Raw genomic sequence first — 26,292 nt, 5'->3', positions numbered from 1 at the left:
GTCAGCGACCCAGGTACTTCGGCGGCTGCTTCGCGAGGAAGGCCTGGACGGCGATGGAGTGGTCCTCGGAGGCCCCCGCACGCGTCTGGAGGGTGTCCTCGTGGGTCAGGGCCTCGGAGAGCGTGTGGGAGGCCCCGTAGGCCAGGGACTCCTTCAGGGCGGCGTACGCGACCGTCGGGCCGGCGGCCAGCGTGCGGGCCACGGCCTCGGCCTCGGCGTGCAGGGAGTCCGCGGGCACGAGGCGGTTGACGATGCCGAGCTCGTACGCCTCCTGGGCCTTGATCGAACGCGGGAACAGCAGCAGGTCCGAGGCGCGGGAGGCACCGATCAGGCGGGGGAGGGTCCACGAGACCCCGGAGTCGGCGGTCAGCGCGACGCCGGCGAACGAGGTGTTGAAGGAGGCGGTGTCGGCGACGACCCGGAAGTCCGCCGCCAGCGCGAACCCGAAGCCCGCTCCGGCCGCGACACCGTTCACCCCGGCCACCACGGGCTTGGGCATCTCGGTGAGCGCCCGCACGATGGGGTTGTAGTGGTCGGCCACCGTCGTCATGGTCAGCGAGGAGCCGGTCTCGCGGTCCGAGGCCAGGTTCCCGATGTGCTCCTTGAGGTCCTGGCCCACGCAGAAGGCCCGGTTCCCGGCCGCGGTGAGCAGCACGGCCCGTACGGCGGTGTCGGCGGCCGCGGCCTGGACCGCGTCGCGCAGGGCGACCTTGGCCTCGGTGTTCATCGCGTTCATCGCGTCCGGCCGGTTGATCGTGATGGTGGCGAGTCCGTCGGTCACTTCGTAGAGCACGCTGTCGGCCATGGCAGGGGGTCCCCCTTCGTCGCGGGCTTGGCTACCGGTCGGTACTGTCCGGTACAAAGGTCAGCATGGCGGACCGGACGGGGCGGGCACATGTGATGTGCGTCAAAGAAAGCTGATGCCGCTTCCCTGCTGCGGCGGCGAAGTATCGCAGGCGGATCCCCGAAATGAGTGGTTTTGGCCGAGCGCGTTGCCCAAGCGTTCCCGGGTGATGTTGGTCATCGGGTCCTGACATGCGGGATAATGGCTGGGAAGCAATGTGTTCGATGCCGGGTATTAGGCGCCTGAATGGGGCCGTCGGCTGACGATGAGCTGGTTTCAGGAAGGGGAACGAGCATGGCGGCCATGAAGCCGCGGACGGGCGACGGCCCGCTCGAGGTCACCAAGGAGGGGCGGGGCATCGTCATGCGCGTACCGCTCGAGGGCGGCGGTCGGCTTGTCGTCGAGCTGACCCCTGATGAGGCGGACGCCCTGGGTGACGCCCTGAAGAAGGTCGTCGGCTGACCCCACGGGGACACTGACAGCACTTCCACCTTCTGCGTTTCTGCATTCTCTGCACTGCCCCGACCGCGATCCGCGGCCGGGGCAGTGTTGTGTCGTCCTCCCCGGACCCGAGCAGTGCGGAGCGTGCCGTGACCTTCAGCCCGCCCGCCCGCGCGGCCCCCTTCGCGCACCGCGCGCCCCGCCGGAAGGCGGCCAGGGTCCTCTCCGACGTACCGGCGCCGCCCACCTCGTGGTCGCGCCGCTCCTGCTCGTCGGACGGCACGGCACCACCTCGTGGGCCGGCCTCGGACGGGGCCTGCTCGCCGCCCTGTTCTGCGGCGTGGTCCCGATCGGGATCATCCTCCTGGGGGTCCGCCGGGGCGCGCTGACCGACCGGCACATCCGGGTGCGGCGCCGGCGGGTCGTCCCGATGGCCCTGAGCCTGGCCTCCGTCGTCGCCGGGGTCGCTCTCCTGCACGTCCTGGGCGCCCCCCGCCCGGTGTTCGCCCTCGTCGTCGCGATGCTGGTCGGCCTCGTGTCCTCGCTGCTGGTCACGGTCGGCCGGCAGATGTCGATCCACAGGTCCGTGGCCGGCGGCACCGTGATGATCCCGCTGCTCGTCCTCGGGGCCCCGGCGCTCCTCGCGGCGCCGGTCGCCGCGGCCGTCGGCCGGTCCCGGCCGGCGCTGGAGGCGCACACCCCGGCCCAGCTCCTCGCCGGCACCGCCCTGGGCGGCACGGCGGCCCTCACCTTCGCGCTCCTGACCTGACCCGCGGCTCCTGCACGGCCCGGCAGGATCCGGATCACACCGCCTAGCGGCGCACGGCGCAGAGCAGACCGTCGCCCACCGGGAGCAGCGCGGCCTCCAGCGCGGGGCTCTCGCGGACGCTGCGCAGCAACTCGCGGACGCGCAGCACCTCCACCGGCTGGGCGGCGGAGTCGACCGTGCGGCCGTCGGAGAAGACCCCCTCGAAGCACACCAGTCCACCGGGGCGCAGCAGCCGCAACGATTCGGCGAGGTAGTCGAGGGACTCGGAGGGGTCCCCGTCGCAGAAGACGAGGTCGTATCCGCCGTCGGCGAGTCGCGGGAGCACGTCGAGGGCGCGGCCGGGGATGAAGCGGGCGCGGTTGCCCGCGAAGCCGGCGGCGCGGAAGGCCTGGCGGGCGAAAGCCTGCCGGTCCGCCTCGGGATCCACCGTGGTCAGGACCCCGTCGGGGCGCATTCCGTGCAGCAGGTGGATGCCGGAAACACCGGTTCCGGTGCCGATCTCGGCGACCGCCTTGGCGTCCGCGGTGGCGGCCAGCAGGCGCAGCGCGGCCCCGGTGCCGGGGGAGACGGACCTCAGGCCCGCTTCCCTGGACCGGTCGCGGGCCCATCGCAGAGCGTCGTCCTCGGCGACAAACGCGTCGGCGAACGCCCAGCTCGTCTGCCGGTTGCCGGTAATGACCCTCTCCTGTCCCCATAGTTGGCGCAACGGTGACTGTATCCGTTGACGTCGGGAACCCGCAGATGGGACCGGGCGTTGTGAAGGGTGGAGGCGGGATAAGAGGGGACGGTGCCGGGCAGATCGGCGGCCAGGACCGTTCCAAGGCTTAAGTCTCGCGTAAAGATACTGCAAAAACGCTTATCCGGAGCTGACAGAGGGGGTGGCTATGGTAGGGACTCCACTGGACACCACCAGAGCCGACAGGGGAGGTGCGGCTGCGCCTGTGGATCGTGGGGGCGTTCTGAGACGCCTCTTCTGGTCGGCGGGTGAGCCGAAATCCGTGACCTACATTGCTGACCGCTTCCACACCGCCGACGCCGCGACCACCGCGACCTTTGCCGCCGATGCGGGCTCCCAGGCGTGGACCCCTCCTTCATGGGAGGAGATCGTCAGCACGCACAGCGCGCGGGTCTACCGCCTTGCCTACCGCCTGACGGGTAACCAGCACGACGCCGAGGACCTGACGCAGGAGGTCTTCGTCCGCGTCTTCCGCTCGCTTTCCACGTACACGCCGGGCACCTTCGAGGGCTGGCTGCACCGCATCACCACCAACCTGTTCCTGGACATGGTCCGCCGTAAGCAGCGGATCCGCTTCGACGCCCTCGGCGACGACGCCGCCGACCGGCTGCCGAGTCGTGAGCCGTCCCCGCAGCAGGTCCTGCACGACACCCACTTCGACGCGGATGTGCAGCAGGCGCTGGACACCCTCGCCCCCGAGTTCCGCGCGGCCGTGGTGCTGTGCGACATCGAGGGCCTGTCGTACGAGGAGATCGCCGCGACGCTCGGCGTGAAGCTCGGCACCGTACGCAGTCGTATCCACCGCGGCCGTTCGCACCTGCGCAAGGCGCTCAAGCACCGGTCCCCGCAGGCCCGTGCCGAGCAGCGCGCGCTGGCCGGAGTGGCGATGGGCGCCCCGGGCGCCGGGGGAGAGGGCGGAGCCGAGTGAGCGAGGTCAGTCCGTCACCTGCCGAACAACACCTGGGCGACCGGCTCGCCGCCCTCGTGGACGGGGAGCTGAAACACGACGCGCGCGACCGGGTCCTGGCCCACCTGGCGACCTGTGCCAGGTGCAAGGCCGAGGCCGATGCGCAGCGCCGTCTGAAGACCATGTTCGTGGAGAGCGCGCCGCCGCCGCTGTCCGCGGGGCTGCTGGCGCGGTTGCAGGGGCTGCCGGGCGGCGGCCTCGACGATCCGTCGGGTCCTGTGGGTCCTGAGGGTCCCGGCCGTCCGGCCGACGCCAGGGGCGCCGCGGGGGCCGATCCCTTCGACGCGTTCACGTACGGCCTGCCGATCGCCGCCCGGCCGCGACCGCAGGACGGCTTCCGCATCCACGAGGTGGGCCGCCCGCGCCGCCGGTTCGCCTTCGTCGCCGCCGGGGCCGTCTCGCTGGCCGCGCTGGCGCTGGGTGGTGCCCTGCCACTGGAGGTGGACCCGAACCTGCGGGGTGATTCCCCGGCCCCGGCGTCCAGGCCCGGGCCCGCCCTGCCCGTGGCCGATCAAGGGGCCCGTGACCGCCTGCCCACACCGGAGGCCGTCCCGACCCTCCTGTCGGCGGTGGCGACCCCGCTGCCACCGCTCCAGCCCTCCGCGCAACCACCGGCCCGTCCGGTCTCCCTGCTGCGCTGACGCGGGACCTGATTGAATCTTCGGCACATGCGCATAGGTACGCGGGGAGCGCCCATGGCCGACAGGCAGCAGACCGACCCGGCTCCACAGTGGTGGAGCCGGCCCGAGGGCACGGCCGAGGGCGGCCGCCGCGAAGGGGTTCCCGCCCCACGGCCCGAGACCGGGGTCGAGGGCCACGTCGAGGATCACGTCGAGGACGCGGCCCCCGAGGCGTCCTCCCCGGACGCGCCCACCCCGGTGCCCGCGGTGCGGTACGACCCCTGGGGCGCCGAGCCGTTGCAGGTCGTGGACCGGGGCGGGCCCCCGCGCGGGATCCGGCTGTGGCAGGTGGTGGCCCTCAGCCTCGGTACGGCCCTGCTCGCCGGCTGCGTCGGCGGCTACCTCGGCGTCCTCGCCGAGCGGCGGAGCAACACCCGGCTGGAGCTGCCCCAGGCCGCCGCCGTCGACCGGGGCCGGGCCCCGGACAGCGTGGCCGGGATCGCGGCCACCGCGCTGCCGGGCGTGGTGACCCTGCACGTGCGGGGCACGAAGGGCAGCGGTACGGGGACCGGCTTCGTGCTGGACCAGCAGGGGCACATCCTGACCAACAGCCATGTGGTCGCCGACTCCCAGGAGATAACGGTCACCTTCAGCACCGGCGAGAGCGTCACCGCCTCGCTGGTCGGCCGCGACTCCGGCTACGACCTGGCCGTGGTCAAGGTCGACGGGGTGCGCGGGCTCCAGCCGCTCAGCCTGGGCAACTCCGAGAACGTGAAGGTCGGCGACCCGGTGGTGGCCATCGGCGCTCCCTTCGACCTGTCGAACACCGTCACCGCAGGGATCATCAGCGCCACCGGCCGGCCCGTCACCGCGGGCGGCGACAAGGGTGACGGCAGCGACATCAGCTACGTCGACGCCCTGCAGACCGACGCCCCCATCAACCCGGGGAACTCCGGCGGACCGCTCCTCGACGCGAAGGCCCACGTGGTCGGCATCAACAGCGCGATCCGCGGGGCCGACAAGGACGATTCCGCCCGGCAGGGCGGCTCCATCGGGCTCGGCTTCGCCATCCCCGTCAACCAGGGCAAGCGCGTCGCCGAGGAACTCATCCGCACCGGCCGTGCCACGCACCCGGTCATCGGGGTCACCCTGGACATGGACTACGCGGGTGACGGCGCCCGGGTCGGGGACAAGGGCGAGGACGGCAAGCCCTCCGTCGTCGCCGGTGGGCCGGGCGCGCTCGCCGGGATCCGGGCCGGGGACGTGATCACCAAGGTGGACGGCCAACGGGTCCGCGGCGGCGACGAGCTGATCATCAAGATCCGGGCCCATCGCCCGGGGGACCCGCTGACCCTCACCGTGCTCCGCCAGGGCCGCGAAAGCACCCTGAGAGTGGTCCTCGGGTCGGCGAACGGATCATGAGCGCGGGATGACTGCGGGGTGAAACCGCCGCGGAGCCGGTCCGGAGGTATGGGCCCGTGGACAACGCCGGGTAACGTGTGTCAGGGCCCGAAGTGATAGAGAGCCGAGGAGCGGCAAGGTGTTCAACGACATAGGCGCACTCGAACTTGTCACGATCGTGGTGCTCGGCATCCTCGTCTTCGGACCGGACAAACTGCCCAAGGTCATTCAGGACGTCACGGGCTTCATCCGCAAGGTCCGGGCGTTCTCGGACAACGCGAAGCACGACATCCGCTCCGAACTCGGCCCGGAGTTCAAGGATTTCGAGTTCGAGGACCTGAACCCGAAGACCTTCATCCGCAAGCAGCTGACCGAGAACGAGGACCTCAAGGAGATCCGCACCAGCTTCGATCTCCGCAAGGAGCTCAACGACGTCTCCGACGCCGTGAAGAGCTCGGAGGCCGGTGCCGCCCCGACCTCCTCGGCCGCCGCCGCCACGCCCGCCGTGACCGGCCCGGACCTGCTGAAGAAGCCCGCCGCCCCCGCCCCGGAGGAGCGCTCGCGCTTCGACGCCGACGCCACCTGAGGCGCGGCCTGCCCGGCGATCCACGGTCGGATGGCTATCCTCCATCTGTCCGGATCGCAGGACGCCCGAGGGAGGGGGTCCCCCCAGCACAGCGAGGGGGAGGGCCGTTCCGGACCCCACGGAACGAGAGGCCGCCCAGATGGAGACGACGAGCAGCAGCCGGGTAGGGGCACAGACCGCGGAGGCTCCCGCCCCCGGCGCAGCACCCGCCCAGGAGCCGGATACCGGCCCCGACAGCCATACGCAGCCACAGGAGGCCGCCGCACCCGTGCCGGCGGCCCGCCGGACGGCTGAGGGGTTCCTGGCCGCGGACTTCCCCTGGTACGGGCTGGACGGGGCCTTCACGGGCCCCCGCTGGCTCATGCAGGTCGCGGTCACCGCCGACGGCACCGTGGAGCACGGATCCACCGGCCACGGCGACGAGCCCTCGGCCCGGGGCGAGATCGCCACCGGCGAGAAGGAACGGTTCGCGGTGGTCATCACCGTGGCGAGCAACCCGCTGCGCCGCAGCGGTGACGGCACCGGCGTCCTGGAGGCCACCTCGGTCGCCTCGGCGGCCTGGCTGGCCGGCTCCGGGCTGCTGGCGTACACCTGGCCCGGACAGATGGACCACTCGCTGCGCGACGACTGGCTGGACCAGCAGACCGAGGCCGCGTGGGAGCTGGCGGACGATCTGGACGGCGAGGACTGGTCCACGCTGTCGCTGCCGGTGGACGGCGAGCCGACGCCCTTCCACTACCGCGAGTCGGAGTTCGGGTGGGTCCTGGCCGGCTCCACCGGCAGCGGGGTCCACCTGGGCGCGTACGGCCGCGGGATGAGCGCCTACGGGCTCGGCTTCTCCGCCATCGCGGACCTGGGCTCGTACCAGTAGCAGGCGACGGAAGACGGTCCACGGGTGCCGGGGACCGGTACGGGGAAGGGCGCCGCTCGGCGAGCGGCGCCCTTCCCCGTGGTCGGTACGGTCAGAACTTGTTGCGCGGGGTGATGCCCAGGGACATGCCCGACAGGCCGCGCGCCCGGCCGCCCAGCTTGCCCGCGATCGCGCGCAGGGCCGCACCGGCCGGGGAGTCCGGGTCGGACAGCACGACGGGCTTGCCCTCGTCGCCGCCCTCGCGCAGCCGCACGTCGATCGGGATCGAGCCCAGCACCGGCACCGTCGCGCCGACCGTCTTGGTCAGGCCGTCGGCGACCTTCTGGCCACCGCCCGAACCGAAGACGTCGACCATCTCGTCGCAGTGCGGGCACGGCAGGCCCGACATGTTCTCGACGACGCCGACGATCTTCTGGTGGGTCTGCACCGCGATGGAGCCGGCCCGCTCCGCGACCTCGGCCGCGGCCTGCTGCGGGGTGGTGACGACGAGGATCTCCGCGTTCGGCACCAGCTGGGCCACGGAGATCGCGATGTCACCCGTACCCGGCGGCAGGTCCAGCAGCAGCACGTCCAGGTCGCCCCAGAACACGTCCGCCAGGAACTGCTGGAGGGCCCGGTGCAGCATGGGCCCGCGCCACACGACCGGGGCGTTGCCCGGGGTGAACATGCCGATGGAGATGACCTTCACACCGTGCGCCGACGGCGGCATGATCATGTTCTCGACCTGGGTGGGACGGCCGTCCACGCCCAGCATGCGCGGCACGCTGTGGCCGTAGATGTCCGCGTCGACCACGCCGACCTTCAGGCCGTCCGCCGCCATCGCCGCGGCCAGGTTCACCGTGACGGAGGACTTGCCGACACCGCCCTTGCCGGACGCGACCGCGTACACACGGGTCAGCGAGCCCGGCTTGGCGAAGGGCACCTCGCGCTCGGCGGTGCCGCCGCGCAGCGTGGCCGCCAGGTCCTTGCGCTGCTCGTCGCTCATCACGTCGAGGGTGACGGCGACGGAGGTGACGCCCGCGACCTTCTCGACGGCCTCGGTGACGTTCTTGGTGATGGTCTCGCGCATGGGACAGCCCGACACCGTGAGGTAGACCGTGACGGCGACCTCGCCGCCCGCGCCGATCTCCACCGATTTGACCATGCCGAGCTCGGTGATCGGCCGGTGGATCTCGGGGTCGTTCACCGTCGCCAGCGCGTCCAGGATCGCGTCCTGCTCAGGCACGGCGGCGGAGCTTGTGTCGGTAGCCATGCCCCGATGGTACGGCTCGGTAGCAGGCCGCAGGAAAGCCCGTCAGCGGTCGCCTTCGTCACGTTCGGCGGGGAATAGACGGCGCTCGTCCATCTCCTTGATCAGGTCCTGGAACTCGGACCTGATCCAGTCACGGGTGGCGACCTCGCCCAGACCCATCCGCAGGGCCGCGATTTCCCGGGTCAGGTACTCCGTGTCGGCGATGGAGCGCTCGTTCTGCTTGCGGTCCTGCTCGTGCGTGACCCGGTCGCGGTCGTCCTGACGGTTCTGCGCGAGCAGGATCAGCGGGGCCGCGTAGGAGGCCTGGAGCGACAGCATCAGCGTCAGGAAGATGAACGGGTACGGGTCGAACCGCAGGTCGTCCGGCGCGAAGATGTTCCACAGCACCCAGACGATGATGACCAGGGTCATCCAGACGATGAACCGCCCGGTGCCCAGGAAGCGCGCCACCCGCTCCGAGAGCCGGCCGAAGGCCTCCGGGTCGTACTCGGGCAGCAGCGAGCGGCGCGGCGCACGCGGCAGGTCCAGGCGCACCCGCGAGCGCGTCAGCGCGCTCGACCCGGTGCTCGACGACTTCGCCGAGCGCTCGCCGGAACGTTCCGTCGCCTCCGACGCGAGCCCGTGCTCGCGCGCCTGCGTACGGGCCTGCTCGCGCCGCTCCCGGATCTGCTCACGGCGCCGCTCGCGCGCCTGCTCGCCCCGCCCCCGGTCGAAGCGCCCTCGCTCAGCGGCCACCGACGGCCTCCTCGGAATGGAAGTCCGTCTCCCGCCAGTCGTCCGGCAGCAGGTGGTCCAGCACGTCGTCCACGGTCACCGCGCCCAGCAGCGAGCCGCTCTCGTCGACCACCGGCACCGCCACCATGTTGTAGGCGGCCAGGTGCGTGGTGACCGCGGGCAGCGAGGCGTTCGGCCGCAGCGGCGGCAGGTCCGTGTCCACGATCGAGCTGACCAGGGTGAACGGGGGATCGCGCAGCAGCCGCTGGAAGTGCACCGTGCCCAGGTACTTGCCCGTCGGCGTCTCGTCCGGCGGCCGGCACACGTACACCTGCGCCGCCAGCGCCGGCGACAGGTCCGCCTGCCGTACGCGGGCCAGCGCGTCGGCGACCGTCGCGTCGGGCCGCAGCACGATCGGCTCCGTGGTCATCAGACCGCCGGCGGTGTTCTCCTCGTAGGACAGCAGGCGGCGCACGTCGGCCGCGTCGTCCGGCTGCATCAGCGTCAGCAGCCGCTCCTTGTCGTCCTCCGGCAGCTCCGACAGCAGGTCGGCCGCGTCGTCCGGGTCCATCGCCTCCAGGACGTCGGCGGCGCGCTCCTCCTTCAGCTTGCCGAGGATCTCCACCTGCTCGTCCTCGGGCAGCTCCTCCAGCACGTCCGCGAGCCGGTCGTCGTCGAGGGCGTTGGCCACCTCGGCCCGCCGCTTGGGCGTCAGGTGGTGCAGGACGTTCGCCACGTCGGCCGGGCGCATCTGCTCGAAGGTGGCGACCAGGTTCTCGGCGCCCTGCCCGTGCTCCTCCAGCGAGAAGCCCGTCACAGCCGACCACTCCACCGTCAGGGCCTCGCCCCGCCGGCGCAGCGCCCCCGACTTGCCCTTGCGCACGAAGATCCGGTCGATCTCCCAGTCCCGGCGGGCCGGCAGCTGCTGGATGGCCACGTCCAGGACGGTGACCTCCTCGCCGCTCGACACCAGCGTCACCCGCCGGTCGAGCAACTCCCCGAGGACCAGGCGTTCGGTCGGACGCTGCTCGAACCGCCGCATGTTGATCACACCGGTGGTGATGACCTGCCCGGACTCCACCCCGGTGACCCGGGTCATCGGCAGGAAGATCCGCCGCCGGCTGACGACCTCGACCACCAGGCCCAGCAGCCGCGGCGGGCGGCCACCGACGCGGAGCATCGCGACGAGGTCGCGGACCCGGCCGACCTGGTCGCCGTTGGGATCGAAGACGGGCACACCCGACAGATGCGAGACGAAGATCCGCGGGGCGCCTGCAGCCATCCGAGCGCCTCCTAGTGCGTCGATCAAGAGTCGTGCCGCCCCTCAGGCTAGCCCGTGCCGGGGGAAAGCGTCCTGGTGGGGCCGTCCGCCCGGGGGCCCGTGCACACCGGGGAGCGGTCGCGGGGCGCGATGTACGGGCGGGTACGCTGCCTGCTGCTCGCAGATGTCCGACGAGAGGCACCCGCCCGTGACCGCCTACTTCCCTGCCGCGCGGCTGCGCCGGGCCGCGTTCATCGGTGTGCTGTGCGCGGGCCTCGCCGTCACCGGTACGGGCTGCGGCGAGGACCCCGACGAGGGCACCAACGGCGTCGGCAAGCTCTCCGCGGACAAGATCGAGGAGAAGGCGAAGACGGCCGCGACCGAGGCCGACTCGGTGCACCTGTCCGGCACCCTGGTGAGCGGCGGCAAGTCCTTCACCCTCGACATGCGGCTCAAGTCGGACGGGGGCTCCGGCGAGGTGAAGTCCAACGACGACACCTTCCGGCTGCTGCGCGTGGGGGAGCAGCTGTACCTGAAGGCGAGCGCGGCGTTCTGGGGCCAGTCCGACTCGGCCGGCAAGCTCGGCGACAAGTTCGTGAAGGTGCCGGAGGGCGACCCCTCGTACAAGCAGTTCCGCGGCTTCACCGACATGGACGTGCTGCTGGACGGGCTGCTCGGACTGGAGGGCAAGCTCGCCAAGGGCTCCTACACCAAGGTCGGGCACACCCGCGCGGTCCAGGTCACGGCGGACGCCGGCAAGGGCGGCAAGCTCTCGGTCTCCCTGGAGGGCACCCCGTACCCGCTGCTGATGGAGCGGGCGGGCGGCGCCGGCCGGGTGGAACTCGCCGAGTGGGGCAAGACGTTCCCGCTGGAGGCGCCCGCGCAGGACCAGACGGTGGACTACGGCTCCCAGCTGCCGACCACCAAGGACCAGAGCGGAGCACCCGCCCCGTCCTCCTCCAAGGGCACCGGCCAAGGCGCGAACCCCACCAAGCCGTGACGACCTAGCGGCGCCGCTTCAGCAGCAGCTTCGGCAGGCCCGCCGGGACGGGGCGGCGGGTCGTCGCCGAGGACGGCAGCGGGACGGCGACCAGCGAGCCGTCAGGGAGCTGCGACCGGACCGATTCCGGCTCCAGGCGCAGCAGCCGGCACTCGCGCGCCCACCGCTCGGTCATCTCCTCGGAGTCGGGCGCGTTCAGCCGCTTGCCCTTGAGCTCGGCGACCGCCGCAGCCCACTCCTCGCCGCGCGGCGGGAGTTCCCGTACCGTCGCCGTCCAGGCCACCAGCCGGCCGCCCTTGTCCTTGCTCCGCACGGTCACCTCGGCGCGCGCGCCGTCCGCCAGCCCCGGGAACGGCTGCTCGCCGGGCCCGTCGCCCAGCACATGGGCCGCGCCGTCCACCCAGGCGTGCCACAGGGCGCGGTCGGCCCCGTCGCCGCGCACCCAGATCAGGCCGGACTTCTTGGTGGCCTCCTCGACGAGGGCCAGGTCGAGCGTGCTGAGAGTCATGCCGACAGGGTAGGGGGTCGATCCCCGCGGACGGACGGGTGTCCGGGGCGGCTCGCGGTCACAGCCAGCCGTGCCGGCGCAGCGCGCGATGGATGGTGAAGCAGGAGGCGACGATCGCGGCCATCACCATCGGATATCCGTAGCGCCAGTGGAGCTCCGGCATGTGGTCGAAGTTCATCCCGTACACCCCGCAGATCATCGTGGGCACGGCGATGATCGCCGCCCAGGAGGTGATCTTGCGCATGTCCTCGTTCTGGGCGACCGTCGCCTGTGCCAGATTGGCCTGGAGGATGGAGTTCAGCAGCTCGTCGAAGCCGACCACCTGCTCGTGCACCCGCGCCAGGTGGTCGGCGACGTCGCGGAAGTACTTCTGGATGTCCGGGTCCACCAGCCGCATCGGCCGCTCGCTCAGCAGCTCCATCGGTCGCAGCAGCGGCGCGACCGCCCGCTTGAACTCCAACACCTCGCGCTTGAGCTGGTAGATGCGGCCCGCGTCGCCGCCGCGCGCACTGCCCTTGGTCGGGGCCGCGAAGACCTCGCTCTCCACCTCGTCGATGTCGTCCTGCACCGCCGCCGCGACCGCGATGTAGCCGTCGACGACGTGGTCGGCGAGGGAGTGCAGGACCGCCGAGGGGCCCTTCGCGAGGAGCTCCGGGTCGTCCTGGAGGCGGTGGCGCAGGCCCTTGAGGGAGCCCTGTCCGCCGTGCCGGACGGTGATGACGAAGTCGGGGCCGGTGAAACACATCACCTCGCCGGTCTCCACCACCTCGCTGGTGGCGGTCAGTTCGGCGTGGTCGACGTAGTGGATCGTCTTGAAGACGGTGAAGAGGGTGTCGTCGTAGCGCTCCAGCTTCGGCCGCTGGTGCGCGTGCACCGCGTCCTCCACGGCCAGCGGGTGCAGGCCGAAGGTCGCGGCGATCCCCGCGAACTCGGCCTCCGTCGGCTCGTGCAGGCCGATCCACGCGAACCCGCCGTCCTCGCGGACCCGGCGGATCGCCTCACGGGGCGTCAGACACGCCGGACCCAGCACCCGCCGCCCGCCGCGGTACACGGCGCAGTCGACCACCGCGCTGCTCGCCGACGGGTCGCGGGTGGTGTCGTAGCCGGGCTGTACGGGGGTGGCCCTGCGCAGGGACGGACGGACGGCCGCACGCAGGTAGGGCAGCATCGACATGGCAGGCTCCTTCTCGCGCACGGCTGCGGACCGTACGGGTGGGAGACCCTCCACCGCGGGCGGGCAGGCCCAGGCAGGGGGAGGGAACAGGACGGGAGGACAACGTTCTGCCGTCGCTCTTCTACTGACCGGCGGATCAGGGGATCGAGCAGATCAAAGGGGGCGGGAAACGCCCGTCACAGAAGTGGAAGAGCGATTGGTACTGCACGATCGACTTCGGTCCACCGCAGCCCCACCTCCTCCGGCCGGTCCCCCGTGAGGGACGTCCTGTTGCCGGGGCGCTGAAACACCGCTTCTGCGTGCGGCCCCGAACAGCTGTCAACACTATCAGCCGACGGATGGTCAAGACCCGCCCTTTACCCGCCTGATACGAGTTCTATGCTCGCTTCATGGCAGAAATTCTGGCCCTCGTGGAGGCCCGACTGCGCACGGCGTTCGGTGAACCCGACGCACGCGCCGCCGTCACCTTCCTGGGCACCGACCGCATCGAGGTACTCCGTTTCGCCGAGGGCGACCTCGTGCGGTACGCGACCCTCGGGATGTCCGCGCACCCGATGACCGATCCGACCGCCGTGGTCGCCGACCCCGTACGGGGCCCGCGCGCCGAGCTCGTGCTGACCGTGCGGGCCGGACTGGCGGCCACCGACAAACTCCTGCGGCCGCTCGCGGTGCTGGCCGCGTCCCCCCAGGTCGAGGGCCTGATCGTGGCCCCCGGGGCCTCGCTGGACGTGGGCGAACCGCTCTGGGACGGGGCTCCCTTCAGCTCCGTGCTCGTGGCGGAACCGGGCGGTCTGGTCGAGGATCTGGAGCTCGACGAGCCCATGGATCCGGTCCACTTCCTCCCCCTGTTGCCGATGACGGCGAACGAGGCGGCCTGGAAGCGCGTGCACGGAGCGGCCGCCCTCCAGGAACGCTGGCTCGCGCGCGGAACGGACCTGCGGGACCCTTTGCGTAGCGCCGTCGCACTCGACTGAGGGCCCGGACGGGTGAGCGTGCCTTGACGGGGGGCCGGGCGGGGAGGAGCGTGGCTTCTTATGAGGGGTGAACCAAGTTGCCCGAAGTGCGGTGGCCGGGTCAGGGCGCCCGGACTCTTCTCCGACTCCTGGCAGTGCGCGGTGCACGGCGCCGTCCACCCCCTGCAACCCGTCATCCCGCCGAGCGTCGAAGGCTTGAGCGTGGTGGTGCACCGGGCGCGGGTACCGGTGTGGATGCCGTGGCCGCTGCCGGTGGGGTGGTTGTTCACCGGGGTCGCGTCCGCGGGTGACGACCGCAGCGGTGGTCGGGCGACGGCGGTGGCCTGTTCGGGTCCCGGCCCGCTCGGCGGAATCGGCGAGCTGCTGCTGATCGCGGAGGAGCTGGGCGTGGGCCTCGGCGCGCGCTACGCGGGCATCGACGGTGTCGACCCCGGCTCGTCCATCGACGTATCGGCGCCGCCCCACGCCAAGGTGGTGTCGGCGGGCCGGCCGACACCGCTGTGGCACGTCAAGGGCAGCCCGGACGACCGGGCCGTCTTCGCCGGCGAGGCGCGCGGCCTGTGGCTCTGGGCCATCGTCTGGCCGGAACAGTCCGGCCTGTTGATGTACGACGAGCTCGTCCTCACCGACCTGCGCGACGCGGGGTCCGAGGTCGAGCTCGTTCCGTGCGGGGCCCTGAGTCCGCGCATCCTGGGCCCTGCCTGAGGGGGTCCGCGGCCCGGTTATCCTGGAGTGTCCCCCGTACGTTCGAACCATGGAGCCAGGCTGTGCGCATCGACCTGCACGCCCACTCCACGGCCTCCGACGGTACGGACACACCCGCCGAGCTGGTGCGCAACGCCGCCGGCGCGGGGCTGGACGTGGTCGCGTTGACCGACCACGACACCGTGCGCGGATACGGCGAGGCCCTGGCGGCCCTTCCCGCCGGCCTGACGCTGGTGACCGGGGCCGAACTCTCCTGCCGGCTCGACGGGGTCGGCGTGCACATGCTCGCCTACCTCTTCGACCCCGAGGAGCCCGAGCTGGCCCGGGAGCGCGAACTCGTCCGCGACGACCGCACCCCGCGCGCGCAGGCCATGATCGGCAAGCTGCGGGACCTCGGCGTCGACGTCACCTGGGAGCAGGTGGCCAGGATCGCCGGTGACGGCTCGGTCGGGCGGCCGCACATCGCCACCGCCCTCGTCGAGCTGGGCGTCGTACCCACCGTCTCGGACGCCTTCACGCCCGACTGGCTCGCCGACGGCGGCCGCGCGTACGCCGAGAAGCACGAACTCGACCCGTTCGAGGCAGTGCGCCTGGTGAAGGCGGCCGGCGGGGTCACCGTCCTCGCGCACCCCGCCGCCGTCAAGCGCGGCCGGTGCGTCTCCGAGTCCGCGATAGCCGACATGGCGGCCGCGGGCCTGGACGGCATCGAGGTGGACCACATGGACCACGACACCGACACCCGCGCCCGGATGCGCGGCCTGGCGTCGGACCTCGGCCTGCTGACCACGGGGTCCAGCGACTACCACGGCAGCCGCAAGACCTGTCGCCTCGGGGAGTACACGACCGACCCCGAGATCTACGGCGAGATCACGCGCCGCGCGACGGGGGCCTTCCCGGTGCCGGGCGCCGGCGGACGCGAGCGCTGACCGGCCGGATCCGGCCCGCTCCACCCGTCCCACCTTTCTTCTTCGCGACACCCCTCTCTTCTGCAAGGCATCACTGTGTTTGATTTCGCCGTCTTCGGATCCCTTTTTCTCACCCTTTTTGTGATTATGGACCCCCCGGGGATCACGCCGATCTTCCTCGCGCTGACCTCCGGCCGTCCCGTCAAGGTGCAGCGCCGGATGGCCTGGCAGGCCGTCTGCGTGGCCTTCGGTGTCATCGCGGTCTTCGGTATCTGCGGCCAGCAGATCCTGGACTACCTGCACGTCTCCGTCCCGGCGCTGATGATCGCCGGTGGTCTGCTGCTCCTGCTCATCGCGCTGGACCTGCTCACCGGCAAGAACGACGAGCCGAAGCAGACCAAGGACGTGAACGTGGCGCTGGTCCCGCTCGGCATGCCGCTGCTGGCCGGCCCCGGCGCGATCGTGTCCGTGATCCTGGCCGTCCAGAAGGCCGACGGCGCCGCCGGGCAGGTCTCGGTCTGGGCCGCGATCATCGCCATGCACGTCGTGCTGTGGATCACCATGCGCTACTCGCTGGTGATCATCCGGGTCATCAAGGACGGCGGCGTCGTCCTCGTCACCCGGCTCGCGGGCATGATGCTCTCGGCGATCGCCGTCCAGCAGATCATCAACGGCGTGCTCCAGGTCGTCCAGGGCTCCTGACGCCCCGCCGCTCATGCGAACGCCCCCGCACCGGGATCGGTGCGGGGGCGTGAACGTCTTGCGTGCGGTGCGTCAGCAGGACGCACTCTCGGCCGGTCGGATCAGGATGCGCTGGCCGACGGCTGCGGCCTGCTGCACGATCCGGTTGACGGAGGCCGCGTCGACGACGGTGCTGTCCACGGCGGACCCGTCGACGTCGTCCAGGCGCAGAATCTCGAAGCGCATGGGGCTTCTCCCTTCGTCAGTGTCTCTCTTGCACTGGTTCAACGAAGTGTAGGCCGCAATCATTCCCTACGCTAACGAAATTTTTTCATTGGCTAACTATGAGCCGGCGCAGGAGGTCCAGAACGCGGCCAGCTCGCGCGCCGTCGTGGCCGGGTCCTCGGCGTTCGGCGAGTGATCCGTCCCCGGCACGATCACCCGCCGTGCCCCCAGGCGCCGGGCCGTCTCGTCCAGCAGCGGCACCGGCCAGGCCTGGTCCACGGCCCCGGACAGGACCAGCTTCGGCAGGTCGACGCGGCTCAGCTCCGCCACCCGGTCCGGCTCGGAGATCAATGTCCGACCGGTGACGATCAGCTGCTCGGGGACGGTGGCCAGCCACCGCTCGCGCAGGAAGTGCGCGAGCTCCGGGGAGTCCGCGGCCGCGTCCACGGGATCGTGGGCCCGCATCGCCGCCCAGATCCCGGGCATGTCGTCGCCCATCGCCTCCAGCGCGGCCACCAGCAGCTTCGTCCGGGCCTGCTGCTCCTCGGAGATCGCGGCCGGCCCGCTGCTCATCAGGGTGAGCGAGGCGAAGGGCGCGGGGTCGCGCAGCACGGCGGCGCGCGAGATCAGCCCGCCGAGCGAATGTCCGACCAGGTGCACGCGGTCCTCGCCCAGTGCGCGGACCTGTGCGAGGACGTCCCGCGCCAGCTCCTCCAAGGCGTACGGGGCCTCCTCGCGCGGGCCCGGGGTCTCGTGCTGGCCGCGACCGTCCACGGCGACCACCCGGTACCCGGCGGCCGCCAGCGGCTCCAGGAGGCCGATGAAGTCCTCCTTGCTGCCCGTGAAGCCGGGGACCAGCAGGGCGGTGCCGCGTACGGGCTCACCGGCCTCGTGCACGGCGAAACCGCCGCGCTCGGTGGTGAGGAGGTACGCGCGGGCGGCGGAGGGCAGGGTGAGGCGCGGCGGCTTGCTCATGGCCCGAGGTTACCGGCCCGTACGGTCGCCGGCACGGCCCGGGAGGACCCTGCCGGCACGACCCGGACGGAGCGATGGCCCCGGCCCCCTCGAAAGGGGATCGGGGCCATCGGCGGGGTGCGGGGTGCCGCTGAGGCTTACGCCTCCGGAGCGGCCGCGACCTTGCGGGTACGGGTCCGCTTCGGCTTGACCGGGGCCTCCTCGGCCACAGCGCCGGTCTCGGTGGCGACCGGAGCGGCCGCGACCTTGCGCGTACGGGTGCGCTTCGGCTTGGCCGGAGCCTCCTCGGCGGGAACCTCGGCGACCGGGGTCACCGCGGCCGCCGGGGCGGCCGCGGCCTTGCGGGTGCGCCGCGCCTTCACGGGCTCGACCGGCGGAGCCATCTGGAAGTCCGGCTCCGGAGTCGTCACCACGACCTTGCGCGGGCGCCGTGCCCGGCCGGGCGCGGGCTCCACGAGCGGGGCCATCTGGAAGTCCGGCTCCGGGGCGCTCTCCACGACCTTGCGGGTGCGGGTGCGCTTCGGCTTCGCCGGGGCCTCCTCGGCGACCGGGGTCACCGCGGCCACGGGGGCCTCGGCCACCGCGGCCGGTGCGGCCTGAGCGGTCTCGGCCTGGACCGGCACCGCGCCCACACGGGTACGGCGGCGGCGCGGCCTGCGCGGCTCGTCGGCGGCCGGAGCCGTCGGCGCGTCCGCCACCGGGGCCACCGCGGCCGGAGCCTCGGCGCCCTCGGCGAGCTCCGCCCCGCCACGGGTGCGGCGGCGCTGGCGCGGCGTACGGGTACGGGCCGGACGCTCCTCGGTCACCACGGCGGCGGCCGCCGGACCGGAGCGGCCGCCACGGCCACCGCGGCCGCCGGTCTCGCCCAGGTCCTCCAGCTGCTCGGCCTTCAGGCCGGCTCGCGTGCGCTCGGCGCGCGGCAGGATGCCCTTGGTGCCGGCGGGGATGTTCAGCTGCTCGAACAGGTGCGGCGACGTGGAGTACGTCTCGACCGGGTCGTGGAAGTCCAGCTCCAGCGCCTTGTTGATCAGCTGCCAGCGCGGGATGTCGTCCCAGTCGACCAGGGTGACGGCGGTGCCCTTGTTGCCCGCGCGGCCGGTGCGGCCCACCCGGTGCAGGAAGGTCTTCTCGTCCTCCGGCGTCTGGTAGTTGATGACGTGGGTCACACCCTCGACATCGATACCGCGCGCGGCGACGTCGGTGCACACCAGCACGTCGACCTTGCCGTTGCGGAACGCGCGCAGCGCCTGCTCGCGCGCGCCCTGGCCCAGGTCGCCGTGGACGGCGCCGGACGCGAAGCCGCGCTTCTCCAGCTGCTCGGCGATGTCGGCCGCCGTGCGCTTGGTACGGCAGAAGATCATGGCGAGGCCACGGCCCTCGGCCTGCAGGATGCGGGAGACGAGCTCCGGCTTGTCCATGTTGTGCGCACGGAAGACGTGCTGCGTGATGTTGGCGACGGTCGCGCCCTCACCGTCCTCGGAGACGGCGCGGATGTGGGTCGGCTGCGTCATGTAGCGACGGGCCAGGCCGATGACCGCACCCGGCATGGTCGCCGAGAACAGCATCGTCTGACGCTTCGCGGGCAGGTACGCCATGATCTTCTCGACGTCGGGCAGGAAGCCCAGGTCGAGCATCTCGTCGGCCTCGTCCAGGACGAGGGCCTTGACGCGCGAGAGGTCGAGCTTCTTCTGCCCGGCCAGGTCGAGCAGGCGGCCCGGGGTGCCGACGATCACGTCGACGCCCTTCTTGAGCGCCTCGACCTGGGGCTCGTACGCGCGACCGCCGTATATGGCGAGGACGCGGACGTTGCGGACCTTGCCCGCGGTCAGGAGGTCGTTGGTGACCTGGGTGCACAGCTCGCGGGTCGGAACCACCACGAGGGCCTGCGGGGCGTCGGTCAGCTGCGCGGGGGTGGCGCGGCCGGCCTCGACGTCGGCGGGGACGACGACCCGCTCCAGCAGGGGAAGGCCGAAACCGAGCGTCTTGCCGGTACCGGTCTTGGCCTGGCCGATGACGTCCGTGCCGGAAAGGGCGACGGGAAGGGTCATCTCCTGGATCGGGAAGGGGGACACGATGCCGACGGCCTCAAGGGCCTCGGCCGTCTCGGGGAAGATCCCGAGGTCTCGGAACGTAGTCAGGGTGCTGCCTCTTCTGTGAGACGCGGCGCGAGGCGGCGAGGGGGGTCGTACCGTGCCGTGCTTGCAGTACTGCTACGTACGAAGCTGCGCGGGACCACTAGCCTTCGCTCAAGCGCATCTGCCGCTGAGGGGGCCCCTCGTGGGAGGCGGTACGCATGAACGTACGCACCGCACCGAGGGCGGTCGGTTGGAGCCGATCGGGCCACCGACCGGGCATCCTCATTCGGATGGCCCGCCGAGTATTCGGCAGGCGCATTACCACTGTACCCCGGAATCGCGCAGGTGTGTCGGGTGAATTCACCGGGTAGGTGCGTTTAGCTGGACAGGCAAGGAACCGGCGTGGTGACTTGGAGTGCCATTCGGCGGGCTATTGTGCGGAGCATGTCGACCGTAGAAAACGCCTCGCCCGCCGACGACAGCGCCCCCGCCGACGCCGTCGGTATCGCCTCCCAGGACTGGGCCGCCGCCTCTGCCTCGCCGCAGTACCGGGCCGCCGTCGTGGACCTGCTCGGCGCGCTCGCCTACGGAGAGCTCGCGGCCTTCGAGCGCCTCGCGGAGGATGCGAAGCTCGCGCCCACCCTGGACGACAAGGCCGAGCTCGCCGCGATGGCCTCCGCCGAATTCCACCACTTCGAGCGGCTGCGGGACCGGCTCGCGGCGATCGAGGTCGAGCCCACCGCCGCCATGGAGCCCTTCGCCAAGGGCGTCGACGACTTCCACCGCCAGACCGCGCCCTCGGACTGGCTGGAGGGCCTGGTCAAGGCCTACGTGGGCGACTCCATCGCCAGTGACTTCTACCGCGAGGTCGCCTCCCACCTGGACACCGACACCCGCGCCCTCGTGCTCGGCGTGCTCGACGACACCGGCCACGGCAACTTCGCCGTCGAGAAGGTCCGCGCGGCGATCGAGGCGGACCCGCGCTGCGGCGGCCGGCTCGCGCTCTGGGCCCGCCGACTGATGGGCGAGGCCCTCTCGCAGGCGCAGCGCGTGGTCGCCGAGCGCGACGCGCTCTCGACCATGCTGGTCGGCGGCGTCGACGGGATGGCGGCCGGCTTCGACCTGGCGGCCGTCGGCGAGATGTTCACCCGCATCACCAAGGCGCACACCAAGCGCATGGCGGCCCTCGGCCTCGCCGCCTGAACCCACGGCGCCCGCGAGGCCCCGTACCGCTGGTACCGCTCGTACCGCTCCACACGTCGGCCCCGGCGCGCACATGGCGCGCCGGGGCCGACGTACGTGGTTCAGGGGTCAGCGGTCGGTGTGGTCAGCCCCGCGACGGGAGTGAAAACGGAGTCCTGTGGGACCGCCTGCGGGGCCCTGCGGCCGGACGGAGCAACAGGGACAGGACCACGGCCGACACCAGCACCGCACCGATCAGCGTCGCGGTCAGGGTGTTGTGCCCGGGTCCCAGCGCGAAGTGGGTCAGATACGCCCCGAACAGCGCCCCCAGCACCCCGCTGACCAGCACCACTTTGAGGGAAGGCAACCGGCGCGTGAGCACCCGGGCGGCTGTCGCGGACAAGGCGAGGCCCAGGAGCGCGGAGCCGAGCACTTCCAGCAGCAGCATGAGGTCTCTCCCATACGTCAGGGCAAACCGGGTCACTGCGGTCCTACCCGAAGCGGAAGAAACAGAAACGGCCCGGTGGGATCAACCACCGGGCCGTTTCCAACAGTTCTCAGAGCGCGCCGAAACCGACCTTGCGCGCGCTCGGCTCGCCCAGGTCGACATACGACAGGCGGTCCGACGGCACGAGGACCTTGCGGCCCTTGTTGTCGGTGAGGCTCAGCAGCGGCGACTGACCGGAGAGCGCGGCGGCGACGACGGCCTCCAGCTCCTCGGCGCTCAGGTCGCTCTCCAGCACGATCTCCCGGGGTGCGTGCTGCACGCCGATCTTGACCTCCACGGCTTTGTCCCTCCGACGATCCGGTTCGCGCGATCAGCCGCGCCGTACGCGGTCCACATTAGCCCGGTGAGGGGACGCGGACCGCGCAGAGCGGACACGCTCGCAGCGAACACCGGTCGACGAGGACCGCCGCCGACGTGGCGGACGCCGTCGGCGACGGGTCCCTCAGGACTCGGTGCCGTGCAGCGGGAAACCGGCGATACCGCGCCAGGCGAGCGAGGTCAGCAGGCCCACCGCCGTCTCGCGGGCGACCGGGCTCTCGCTGGAGAGCCAGTAGCGGGCCACGACCTGAGAGACCCCACCCAGGCCCACGGCCAGCAGCATCGACTCGTCCTTGGACAGGCCGGTGTCCTCGGCGATGACGTCCGAGATGGCCTCGGCGCACTGGAGCGAGACGCGGTCGACGCGCTCGCGCACCGCCGGTTCGTTCGTCAGGTCGGACTCGAAGACCAGTCGGAAGGCGCCGCCCTCCTCCTCCACGTACGCGAAGTAGGCGTCCATCGTGGCCGCCACGCGGAGCTTGTTGTCCGTCGTCGACGCGAGCGCCGTGCGCACGGCCAGCAGCAGGGCCTCGCAGTGCTGGTCCAGCAGGGCCAGGTACAGGTCGAGCTTGCCCGGGAAGTGCTGGTAGAGCACCGGCTTGCTCACGCCGGCCCGCTCGGCGATGTCGTCCATGGCCGCCGCGTGATATCCCTGCGCGACGAAAACCTCCTGGGCCGCGCCCAGGAGCTGGTTGCGCCGGGCTCGGCGCGGCAGTCGCGTGCCCCGCGGACGCGCTGCCTCGGTCTGCTCGATGGCTGTCACGCCGCCTCCCACTTTCTCTAAGAACACAGTGCGCTCTGCGCCGCGCCGCCATCGTACTTTTCGGTAACCGAATCTGGTGGGTTCCATCCGACTTTTCTCGCGGTACGGACGGCCCGGAGGCGCTGGTCAGCGGTTTGATCAGCGGGTTGATCAGCGGTTTGGTCGATGCCCGATCGGCCGCGGGTCAGCGGTAGTCGTCCTCGTCCAGCGGCACCACCCGCGCCTGCTCGACGGCATCGCCGTCCGAGACCCCGTTCACCGAGCGCGCGCCGATCGGGTCGTCCTGGTCCGGCCGGAGATCGGCCAGCTGCTCCGCCACATCCGCCTCGGGCGCCTCAGGATCGAGGGACTCCGGAAACTGCTCCCGGAAGGTGTCCGGCTCCGCAGGGTCGACAGTCATGCCGCTCCCCTCGCTTCCTTGTGCTCACTTACGAGCCTAGGAGGAAGCAGGAGGCACCGCTATGCGGATCCGCTTGAATTTGTGACCGTGAACACAAGAAGTGGAACGTGATCGTCTCGTAACATTGCCCGCATGTCTTCGACCGAGCTGCCGGGCGTACGGTCCACCGCCGAGCTGTCCTCCCAGGTGGGAGCCGTTCGAGTGGCCGAAGGGGAGCAGCTGCGCACCACCGTGCTGCCCGGCCTGGAACTGGCCGTCCGGGTCCGGCCGCCCCTGCGCACCGGGCTGCCACCCGCCCTGTTCGTGCACGGACTCGGCGGTTCCTCCCAGAACTGGTCGGATCTGATGGCGCGACTGGCCGACACCGTCGACGGCGAGGCCGTCGACCTGCCGGGCTTCGGCTGGTCCCCACCACCCGCCGACCGGGACTACTCCGTCACCGCCTTCGCCCGCGCCGTCATCCGGCATCTCGACGCCGCCGGGCGCGGCCCGGTCCACCTGTTCGGCAACTCCCTCGGCGGCGCCGTCTCCACCCGCGTCGCGGCCGTCCGGCCCGACCTCGTACGCACCCTGACGCTGATCTCGCCCGCCCTGCCCGAGCTGCGCGTGCAGAGGTCGGCCGTGCCGACCGCGCTGCTCGCCGTGCCCGGGGTGGCCGCGCTCTTCAACCGACTGACCCAGGGGATGGGCGCCGAACAGCGCACCAGGGGGGTGACGGCGCTTTGTTACGGAGACCCCTCCCGGGTGACACCGGAGGGATTTCGCAACGCCGTGGAGGAGATGGAGCGGCGGATGGCCCTGCCGTACTTCTGGGAGGCGATGACGCGCTCCTCGCGCGGCATCGTCGACGCCTACACCCTCGGTGGCCAGCACGGACTGTGGCGGCAGGCGCAGCGGGTTCTCGCACCCTCCCTGCTGGTCTACGGTGGCCGGGACCAATTGGTCTCGTACCGTATGGCGCACAAGGCGGCCGCGGCCTTCCGCGGTTCGCGGCTGCTGTGCCTGCCCGAGGCCGGACACGTGGCGATGATGGAGTACCCCGAGGCGGTGGCCGCCGCTTTCCGGGAGCTGCTGAGCGACACCGGGACGGGCGAGAGTGACCGATATACCGAAGACGGCAGAGGCTGAGGACCGTGGGACGACATAGTCGCAAGGGCCCTGCCCCAGCTCCGGCTCCGGCCGCCGCCCCGGCACCCGACCGGCCGCAGCCGGAGCCCGCGCCCCTTCCCTACGAGGATCCGTTCGCCGGGTACCGGCCCGAACCGACCGTCACCCACCAGGGATACGTGCCCCAGGACCGGTACCACGCCGACGCGCGGACCGGCGGTCACCCCCAGCAGTACGAGTCCGACGACGTCTGGGGGGCCCGCCCCGACTCCGTGTACGGGGACTGGCACGGAGTACGGCGCCCGCACGGCGCCACCGCCGGCGCGCCGGCGCCCACGTCGTACCGTGACTCCGACACCCCGGCCTTCGGTACCCCCGCGGTGGGCTTCCCGCAGGTCACCCTGGCGCCGCCGGCCGACCTCGACCTCGACCCCGTCACCTCCACCGGCGCGCAGCGCCGGGTGCCCGGGCCGCGCAAGCCGGTCGATCCGGTGGCCCCGGTCGTGCCCGAGGAAGCCGACGACGAGACCGAGGAGCCGTCCGGCTCCGGCCGCGGCCGGAAGGTCCGTACGTACACCGGCATGGCCGCCGTCGCCGTCACCACCGTCCTCGCCGTCGTCGTCGCCGGCCAGGTGACCTCGGACGGGGACGGCGAGAAGTCCGGCGCGCAGGCCGCCGGCAACAGCCGCGCCGACGCCGGCGCCTCCCGCTCGGACGACCGCTCGACGCCGCCGCAGGCGGTGGCGCCGGCCGCGCCGTCCGCCGCGCCCGTGGTGGAGCTGACGTACGAACAGAAGATGGCCCAGCAGCTGCCGCTCGACGCGAAACTCACCGGCCCCGGCACCTTCGACACCGTGCCCGGGGTGGCCAAGGCCCCCGGCAAGGGCAAGGTCGTGCGCTACCGGGTCGACGTCGAGCAGGGACTCGGCCTCGACCCGCAGCTCTTCGCCGAGGCCGTGCACCGCACGCTCAACGACGACCGCAGCTGGGGTCACGGCGGTACGAAGACCTTCGAGCGGGTGCCGGGCGAGGAGGCCGACTTCGTGATCACCCTCGCCAGCCCCGGTACCACCGGGGTCTGGTGCGCCAAGTCCGAACTCGACACCATCGTCGGCAACGTCTCCTGCGACTCGGCCAGGACCGAGCGGGTGATGATCAACGCCTTCCGGTGGGCCCAGGGCTCCGAGACCTACGGCCCGGACCAGATGTTCACCTACCGCCAGATGCTCATCAACCACGAGGTCGGCCACCGGCTCGGGCACGACCACGTCAACTGCCGCACCCCGGGCGCGCTCGCCCCGGTCATGCAGCAGCAGACCAAGTCCCTCAACATCGACGGCATCCAGTGCAAGCCCAACCCCTGGGTCTTCCCGGAGAGTTGACCGCCGTCGTCGACTTCCCTGTCGGGCGGGGCGGGCGGGCACGTACGGGCCGTGGACGGGGTCTCCTTCACCCTGGAGGCGGGCCGGGCCCTCGGCGTCGTCGGCGAATCCGGCAGCGGCAGGTCCACCGTCGCCGCGGCCCTGCCGGGACCGCACCGCGGTACGGGCGCCCGCCTCGGCGGCACCGTCCGCGTCGCCGGCACGGACGGCCCCACGGCGTCGGCGGCCGCACTGCGCCGACCCCCTGCGCGCGGCCGGGGAGCGGGACGAGGCGACCGTCCGGGCCCGGGTGGAGCAACTGCTGCCGCGCGTCGGTCCGGAGGCCGAGCACCACGACCGCTACCCGCACGAGTCCAGCGGCGGCCGGCGCCGGCGGGTGGGGCTCGCGCGGGCGCTCGCGCCCCGGCCCCGGCCCCGGCTGATCGTCTGCGACGAGCCGGTCTCCGCCCTCGACGTGACCACCCAGGCGCAGGTCACCGCCCTGCCGACGGAACTCCAGCGGGAGTTGGGCATCGCGTCGGTCTTCATCGCGCACGACCTGGCGGTGGTCCGGCAGGTCGGCGACCGGGTGGCCGTCATGCGGGCCGGGGAGATCGTCGAGGAGGGCCCGGTCGACGAGGTCCACGACCGCCCGACCCACCCGTACACGCGGGCGTTGCCGGCCGCCGTGCCGGCCCTGGACCCGGCGATGGCGGCCGGTCGCCGCAGGACGCGGCAGGAGGTCTTCGCGTAGCCCGGCGCCGGCGGCCCCGGCCCGTTCCGAGGCTGTACTTCTAGCGTGCTCGAACGCGAACCGTACGGGAAAGTTACGACTCTTCACCCCTTCCGGTGGCGCGACGGACAACCGTCCGTCGCGCCTTCGGCCTATCCGCGTGTGGTGTCACCCCGCGGGGGGGCGGGCCCCCACCCGCCCCCCCCCACACGCCGTCCGGGGGGGGCCCCGAGCGG

Annotated in this window: 30 protein-coding genes and 1 pseudogene; 17 read left to right on the top strand and 14 right to left on the bottom strand. The window is 72.1% G+C overall.

Features of this window, described 5'->3' with window-relative positions:
• Position 1: 1 nt before the first annotated feature.
• Positions 2-805 (bottom strand): enoyl-CoA hydratase/isomerase family protein, encoded by an 804-nt coding sequence (locus ACGFYY_RS02190; RefSeq protein ID WP_109781242.1) that lies wholly within the window; start codon positions 803-805, stop codon positions 2-4.
• A 333-nt stretch (positions 806-1,138) separates the two neighbouring features.
• On the opposite strand from ACGFYY_RS02190, the gene ACGFYY_RS02185 reads away from it, so the two are divergent.
• The gene (locus ACGFYY_RS02185; RefSeq protein ID WP_003966491.1) at positions 1,139-1,306 is read left to right on the top strand and encodes a DUF3117 domain-containing protein; all 168 of its coding nucleotides are present in this window, start codon (positions 1,139-1,141) and stop codon (positions 1,304-1,306) included.
• 229 nt (positions 1,307-1,535) lie between these two features.
• Positions 1,536-2,054 (top strand): hypothetical protein, encoded by a 519-nt coding sequence (locus tag ACGFYY_RS02180; RefSeq protein ID WP_393706610.1) that lies wholly within the window; start codon positions 1,536-1,538, stop codon positions 2,052-2,054.
• A gap of 43 nt (positions 2,055-2,097) precedes the next feature.
• Here the strand turns inward: ACGFYY_RS02180 and ACGFYY_RS02175 are convergent, their stop codons facing one another.
• Positions 2,098-2,760 (bottom strand): O-methyltransferase, encoded by a 663-nt coding sequence (locus ACGFYY_RS02175; protein WP_030385883.1) that lies wholly within the window; start codon positions 2,758-2,760, stop codon positions 2,098-2,100.
• 178 nt (positions 2,761-2,938) lie between these two features.
• Between ACGFYY_RS02175 and sigE the strand changes: the two genes are divergently transcribed.
• The 5 genes from sigE to ACGFYY_RS02150 all read left to right on the top strand — a co-directional run bounded on the left by sigE (position 2,939) and on the right by ACGFYY_RS02150 (position 7,235).
• Complete coding sequence (sigE, locus tag ACGFYY_RS02170) at positions 2,939-3,718, top strand: RNA polymerase sigma factor SigE (protein WP_199810289.1); 780 nt, start codon at positions 2,939-2,941, stop codon at positions 3,716-3,718.
• Positions 3,715-4,398 carry an anti-sigma factor family protein gene (locus ACGFYY_RS02165; protein WP_393706609.1) on the top strand — a complete coding sequence of 228 codons (684 nt, stop codon included), beginning with the start codon at positions 3,715-3,717 and terminating at the stop codon, positions 4,396-4,398. Before sigE ends, ACGFYY_RS02165 begins: the two co-directional genes overlap by 4 nt.
• A 54-nt stretch (positions 4,399-4,452) precedes the next feature.
• Positions 4,453-5,799 (top strand): trypsin-like peptidase domain-containing protein, encoded by a 1,347-nt coding sequence (locus ACGFYY_RS02160; protein ID WP_393706608.1) that lies wholly within the window; start codon positions 4,453-4,455, stop codon positions 5,797-5,799.
• Positions 5,800-5,917: 118 nt separating this feature from the next.
• Positions 5,918-6,364, top strand: coding sequence for a sec-independent translocase (locus tag ACGFYY_RS02155; RefSeq protein ID WP_393706607.1), 447 nt, complete (start codon positions 5,918-5,920; stop codon positions 6,362-6,364).
• Positions 6,365-6,503: 139 nt separating this feature from the next.
• Complete coding sequence (locus ACGFYY_RS02150; protein ID WP_393706606.1) at positions 6,504-7,235, top strand: hypothetical protein; 732 nt, start codon at positions 6,504-6,506, stop codon at positions 7,233-7,235.
• 91 nt (positions 7,236-7,326) lie between these two features.
• On the opposite strand, the gene ACGFYY_RS02145 is transcribed toward ACGFYY_RS02150, so the two are convergent.
• From ACGFYY_RS02145 to ACGFYY_RS02135, 3 genes are all read right to left on the bottom strand, one after another.
• On the bottom strand, positions 7,327-8,487 hold the full coding sequence (locus ACGFYY_RS02145; RefSeq protein ID WP_051763096.1) for an Mrp/NBP35 family ATP-binding protein: 1,161 nt from the start codon (positions 8,485-8,487) through the stop codon (positions 7,327-7,329).
• A gap of 42 nt (positions 8,488-8,529) precedes the next feature.
• Positions 8,530-9,036, bottom strand: a complete 507-nt coding sequence (locus ACGFYY_RS02140; protein ID WP_229875009.1) for a DUF1003 domain-containing protein — start codon at positions 9,034-9,036, stop codon at positions 8,530-8,532.
• A gap of 175 nt (positions 9,037-9,211) precedes the next feature.
• The gene (locus tag ACGFYY_RS02135) at positions 9,212-10,483 is read right to left on the bottom strand and encodes a magnesium transporter MgtE N-terminal domain-containing protein (RefSeq protein ID WP_365265444.1); all 1,272 of its coding nucleotides are present in this window, start codon (positions 10,481-10,483) and stop codon (positions 9,212-9,214) included.
• A gap of 163 nt (positions 10,484-10,646) precedes the next feature.
• Here ACGFYY_RS02135 and ACGFYY_RS02130 point away from each other — a divergent pair, with 163 nt between their 5' ends.
• Positions 10,647-11,462 carry a hypothetical protein gene (locus ACGFYY_RS02130; protein ID WP_393706605.1) on the top strand — a complete coding sequence of 272 codons (816 nt, stop codon included), beginning with the start codon at positions 10,647-10,649 and terminating at the stop codon, positions 11,460-11,462.
• A gap of 4 nt (positions 11,463-11,466) precedes the next feature.
• Here ACGFYY_RS02130 and ACGFYY_RS02125 read toward each other — a convergent pair whose 3' ends face one another.
• Positions 11,467-11,970 (bottom strand): hypothetical protein, encoded by a 504-nt coding sequence (locus ACGFYY_RS02125; protein WP_365265448.1) that lies wholly within the window; start codon positions 11,968-11,970, stop codon positions 11,467-11,469.
• A gap of 58 nt (positions 11,971-12,028) precedes the next feature.
• Positions 12,029-13,144, bottom strand: coding sequence for a magnesium and cobalt transport protein CorA (locus ACGFYY_RS02120; protein WP_393706604.1), 1,116 nt, complete (start codon positions 13,142-13,144; stop codon positions 12,029-12,031).
• Positions 13,145-13,533: 389 nt separating this feature from the next.
• Here ACGFYY_RS02120 and ACGFYY_RS02115 point away from each other — a divergent pair, with 389 nt between their 5' ends.
• The 4 genes from ACGFYY_RS02115 (at position 13,534) to ACGFYY_RS02100 (ending at position 16,430) form a co-directional block, all read left to right on the top strand.
• Positions 13,534-14,118 carry a suppressor of fused domain protein gene (locus tag ACGFYY_RS02115; RefSeq protein WP_030711795.1) on the top strand — a complete coding sequence of 195 codons (585 nt, stop codon included), beginning with the start codon at positions 13,534-13,536 and terminating at the stop codon, positions 14,116-14,118.
• Between the two features lie 60 nt (positions 14,119-14,178).
• A complete protein-coding gene (locus ACGFYY_RS02110; protein WP_365265452.1) occupies positions 14,179-14,823 on the top strand; it encodes a DUF6758 family protein in 645 nt (214 codons plus the stop codon).
• 62 nt (positions 14,824-14,885) lie between these two features.
• Entirely contained in the window at positions 14,886-15,749 is an 864-nt protein-coding gene (locus tag ACGFYY_RS02105; RefSeq protein WP_393706603.1) for a PHP domain-containing protein, read from the top strand.
• A gap of 75 nt (positions 15,750-15,824) precedes the next feature.
• The gene (locus ACGFYY_RS02100) at positions 15,825-16,430 is read left to right on the top strand and encodes a MarC family protein (protein ID WP_365265456.1); all 606 of its coding nucleotides are present in this window, start codon (positions 15,825-15,827) and stop codon (positions 16,428-16,430) included.
• A 72-nt stretch (positions 16,431-16,502) separates the two neighbouring features.
• Here the strand turns inward: ACGFYY_RS02100 and ACGFYY_RS02095 are convergent, their stop codons facing one another.
• From ACGFYY_RS02095 to ACGFYY_RS02085, 3 genes are all read right to left on the bottom strand, one after another.
• Positions 16,503-16,655, bottom strand: coding sequence for a hypothetical protein (locus tag ACGFYY_RS02095; protein ID WP_167745535.1), 153 nt, complete (start codon positions 16,653-16,655; stop codon positions 16,503-16,505).
• 96 nt (positions 16,656-16,751) lie between these two features.
• Complete coding sequence (locus ACGFYY_RS02090; RefSeq protein WP_365265458.1) at positions 16,752-17,609, bottom strand: alpha/beta hydrolase; 858 nt, start codon at positions 17,607-17,609, stop codon at positions 16,752-16,754.
• A 137-nt stretch (positions 17,610-17,746) separates the two neighbouring features.
• Positions 17,747-19,657 carry a DEAD/DEAH box helicase gene (locus ACGFYY_RS02085; protein ID WP_393706602.1) on the bottom strand — a complete coding sequence of 637 codons (1,911 nt, stop codon included), beginning with the start codon at positions 19,655-19,657 and terminating at the stop codon, positions 17,747-17,749.
• Between the two features lie 471 nt (positions 19,658-20,128).
• Between ACGFYY_RS02085 and ACGFYY_RS02080 the strand changes: the two genes are divergently transcribed.
• Positions 20,129-20,887, top strand: a complete 759-nt coding sequence (locus ACGFYY_RS02080) for a ferritin-like fold-containing protein (protein WP_030711776.1) — start codon at positions 20,129-20,131, stop codon at positions 20,885-20,887.
• Between the two features lie 124 nt (positions 20,888-21,011).
• On the opposite strand, the gene ACGFYY_RS02075 is transcribed toward ACGFYY_RS02080, so the two are convergent.
• From ACGFYY_RS02075 to ACGFYY_RS02060, 4 genes are all read right to left on the bottom strand, one after another.
• Positions 21,012-21,314: a hypothetical protein gene (locus tag ACGFYY_RS02075; protein WP_365272534.1), complete on the bottom strand. Its 303-nt coding sequence runs from the start codon at positions 21,312-21,314 to the stop codon at positions 21,012-21,014.
• A 109-nt stretch (positions 21,315-21,423) separates the two neighbouring features.
• A complete protein-coding gene (locus ACGFYY_RS02070) occupies positions 21,424-21,651 on the bottom strand; it encodes a DUF3107 domain-containing protein (protein WP_030764655.1) in 228 nt (75 codons plus the stop codon).
• A 165-nt stretch (positions 21,652-21,816) separates the two neighbouring features.
• Positions 21,817-22,455 carry a TetR/AcrR family transcriptional regulator gene (locus ACGFYY_RS02065; RefSeq protein ID WP_030011335.1) on the bottom strand — a complete coding sequence of 213 codons (639 nt, stop codon included), beginning with the start codon at positions 22,453-22,455 and terminating at the stop codon, positions 21,817-21,819.
• Between the two features lie 184 nt (positions 22,456-22,639).
• Positions 22,640-22,855 (bottom strand): hypothetical protein, encoded by a 216-nt coding sequence (locus ACGFYY_RS02060; protein WP_393706601.1) that lies wholly within the window; start codon positions 22,853-22,855, stop codon positions 22,640-22,642.
• Positions 22,856-22,987: 132 nt separating this feature from the next.
• Between ACGFYY_RS02060 and ACGFYY_RS02055 the strand changes: the two genes are divergently transcribed.
• The 4 genes and pseudogenes from ACGFYY_RS02055 to ACGFYY_RS02040 all read left to right on the top strand — a co-directional run bounded on the left by ACGFYY_RS02055 (position 22,988) and on the right by ACGFYY_RS02040 (position 26,077).
• Positions 22,988-23,983, top strand: a complete 996-nt coding sequence (locus ACGFYY_RS02055) for an alpha/beta fold hydrolase (protein ID WP_393706600.1) — start codon at positions 22,988-22,990, stop codon at positions 23,981-23,983.
• Between the two features lie 5 nt (positions 23,984-23,988).
• Positions 23,989-25,344, top strand: a complete 1,356-nt coding sequence (locus tag ACGFYY_RS02050; RefSeq protein WP_393706599.1) for a DUF3152 domain-containing protein — start codon at positions 23,989-23,991, stop codon at positions 25,342-25,344.
• 51 nt (positions 25,345-25,395) lie between these two features.
• Positions 25,396-25,455 (top strand): annotated as a pseudogene (locus tag ACGFYY_RS02045) (hypothetical protein); the annotation flags it as partial.
• Between the two features lie 178 nt (positions 25,456-25,633).
• A complete protein-coding gene (locus ACGFYY_RS02040; protein WP_393706598.1) occupies positions 25,634-26,077 on the top strand; it encodes a hypothetical protein in 444 nt (147 codons plus the stop codon).
• Positions 26,078-26,292 lie beyond the last annotated feature (215 nt).

Source organism: Streptomyces sp. NPDC048331 (assembly GCF_043201215.1).
In the GTDB taxonomy this organism is placed as follows: domain Bacteria; phylum Actinomycetota; class Actinomycetes; order Streptomycetales; family Streptomycetaceae; genus Streptomyces.
Note: the sequence above shows the minus strand (reverse complement) of the source record. Positions and strands in the feature narration are given on the sequence as shown.

Bases quoted from the DNA above. Each gene is read 5' to 3' on its own strand.
- ACGFYY_RS02090 (WP_365265458.1), bottom strand. From the start codon at position 17,609: ATGAGCAAGCCGCCGCGCCTCACCCTGCCCTCCGCCGCCCGCGCGTAC.
- ACGFYY_RS02185 (WP_003966491.1), top strand. From the start codon at position 1,139: ATGGCGGCCATGAAGCCGCGGACGGGCGACGGCCCGCTCGAGGTCACC.
- ACGFYY_RS02110 (WP_365265452.1), top strand. From the start codon at position 14,179: ATGAGGGGTGAACCAAGTTGCCCGAAGTGCGGTGGCCGGGTCAGGGCG.
- ACGFYY_RS02125 (WP_365265448.1), bottom strand. From the start codon at position 11,970: ATGACTCTCAGCACGCTCGACCTGGCCCTCGTCGAGGAGGCCACCAAG.
- ACGFYY_RS02120 (WP_393706604.1), bottom strand. From the start codon at position 13,144: ATGTCGATGCTGCCCTACCTGCGTGCGGCCGTCCGTCCGTCCCTGCGC.
- ACGFYY_RS02190 (WP_109781242.1), bottom strand. From the start codon at position 805: ATGGCCGACAGCGTGCTCTACGAAGTGACCGACGGACTCGCCACCATC.
- ACGFYY_RS02130 (WP_393706605.1), top strand. From the start codon at position 10,647: ATGTCCGACGAGAGGCACCCGCCCGTGACCGCCTACTTCCCTGCCGCG.
- ACGFYY_RS02115 (WP_030711795.1), top strand. From the start codon at position 13,534: ATGGCAGAAATTCTGGCCCTCGTGGAGGCCCGACTGCGCACGGCGTTC.
- ACGFYY_RS02060 (WP_393706601.1), bottom strand. From the start codon at position 22,855: ATGACTGTCGACCCTGCGGAGCCGGACACCTTCCGGGAGCAGTTTCCG.
- ACGFYY_RS02095 (WP_167745535.1), bottom strand. From the start codon at position 16,655: ATGCGCTTCGAGATTCTGCGCCTGGACGACGTCGACGGGTCCGCCGTG.
- sigE (WP_199810289.1), top strand. From the start codon at position 2,939: ATGGTAGGGACTCCACTGGACACCACCAGAGCCGACAGGGGAGGTGCG.
- ACGFYY_RS02135 (WP_365265444.1), bottom strand. From the start codon at position 10,483: ATGGCTGCAGGCGCCCCGCGGATCTTCGTCTCGCATCTGTCGGGTGTG.
- ACGFYY_RS02085 (WP_393706602.1), bottom strand. From the start codon at position 19,657: ATGACCCTTCCCGTCGCCCTTTCCGGCACGGACGTCATCGGCCAGGCC.
- ACGFYY_RS02080 (WP_030711776.1), top strand. From the start codon at position 20,129: ATGTCGACCGTAGAAAACGCCTCGCCCGCCGACGACAGCGCCCCCGCC.
- ACGFYY_RS02075 (WP_365272534.1), bottom strand. From the start codon at position 21,314: ATGCTGCTGCTGGAAGTGCTCGGCTCCGCGCTCCTGGGCCTCGCCTTG.
- ACGFYY_RS02145 (WP_051763096.1), bottom strand. From the start codon at position 8,487: ATGGCTACCGACACAAGCTCCGCCGCCGTGCCTGAGCAGGACGCGATC.
- ACGFYY_RS02055 (WP_393706600.1), top strand. From the start codon at position 22,988: ATGTCTTCGACCGAGCTGCCGGGCGTACGGTCCACCGCCGAGCTGTCC.
- ACGFYY_RS02160 (WP_393706608.1), top strand. From the start codon at position 4,453: ATGGCCGACAGGCAGCAGACCGACCCGGCTCCACAGTGGTGGAGCCGG.
- ACGFYY_RS02150 (WP_393706606.1), top strand. From the start codon at position 6,504: ATGGAGACGACGAGCAGCAGCCGGGTAGGGGCACAGACCGCGGAGGCT.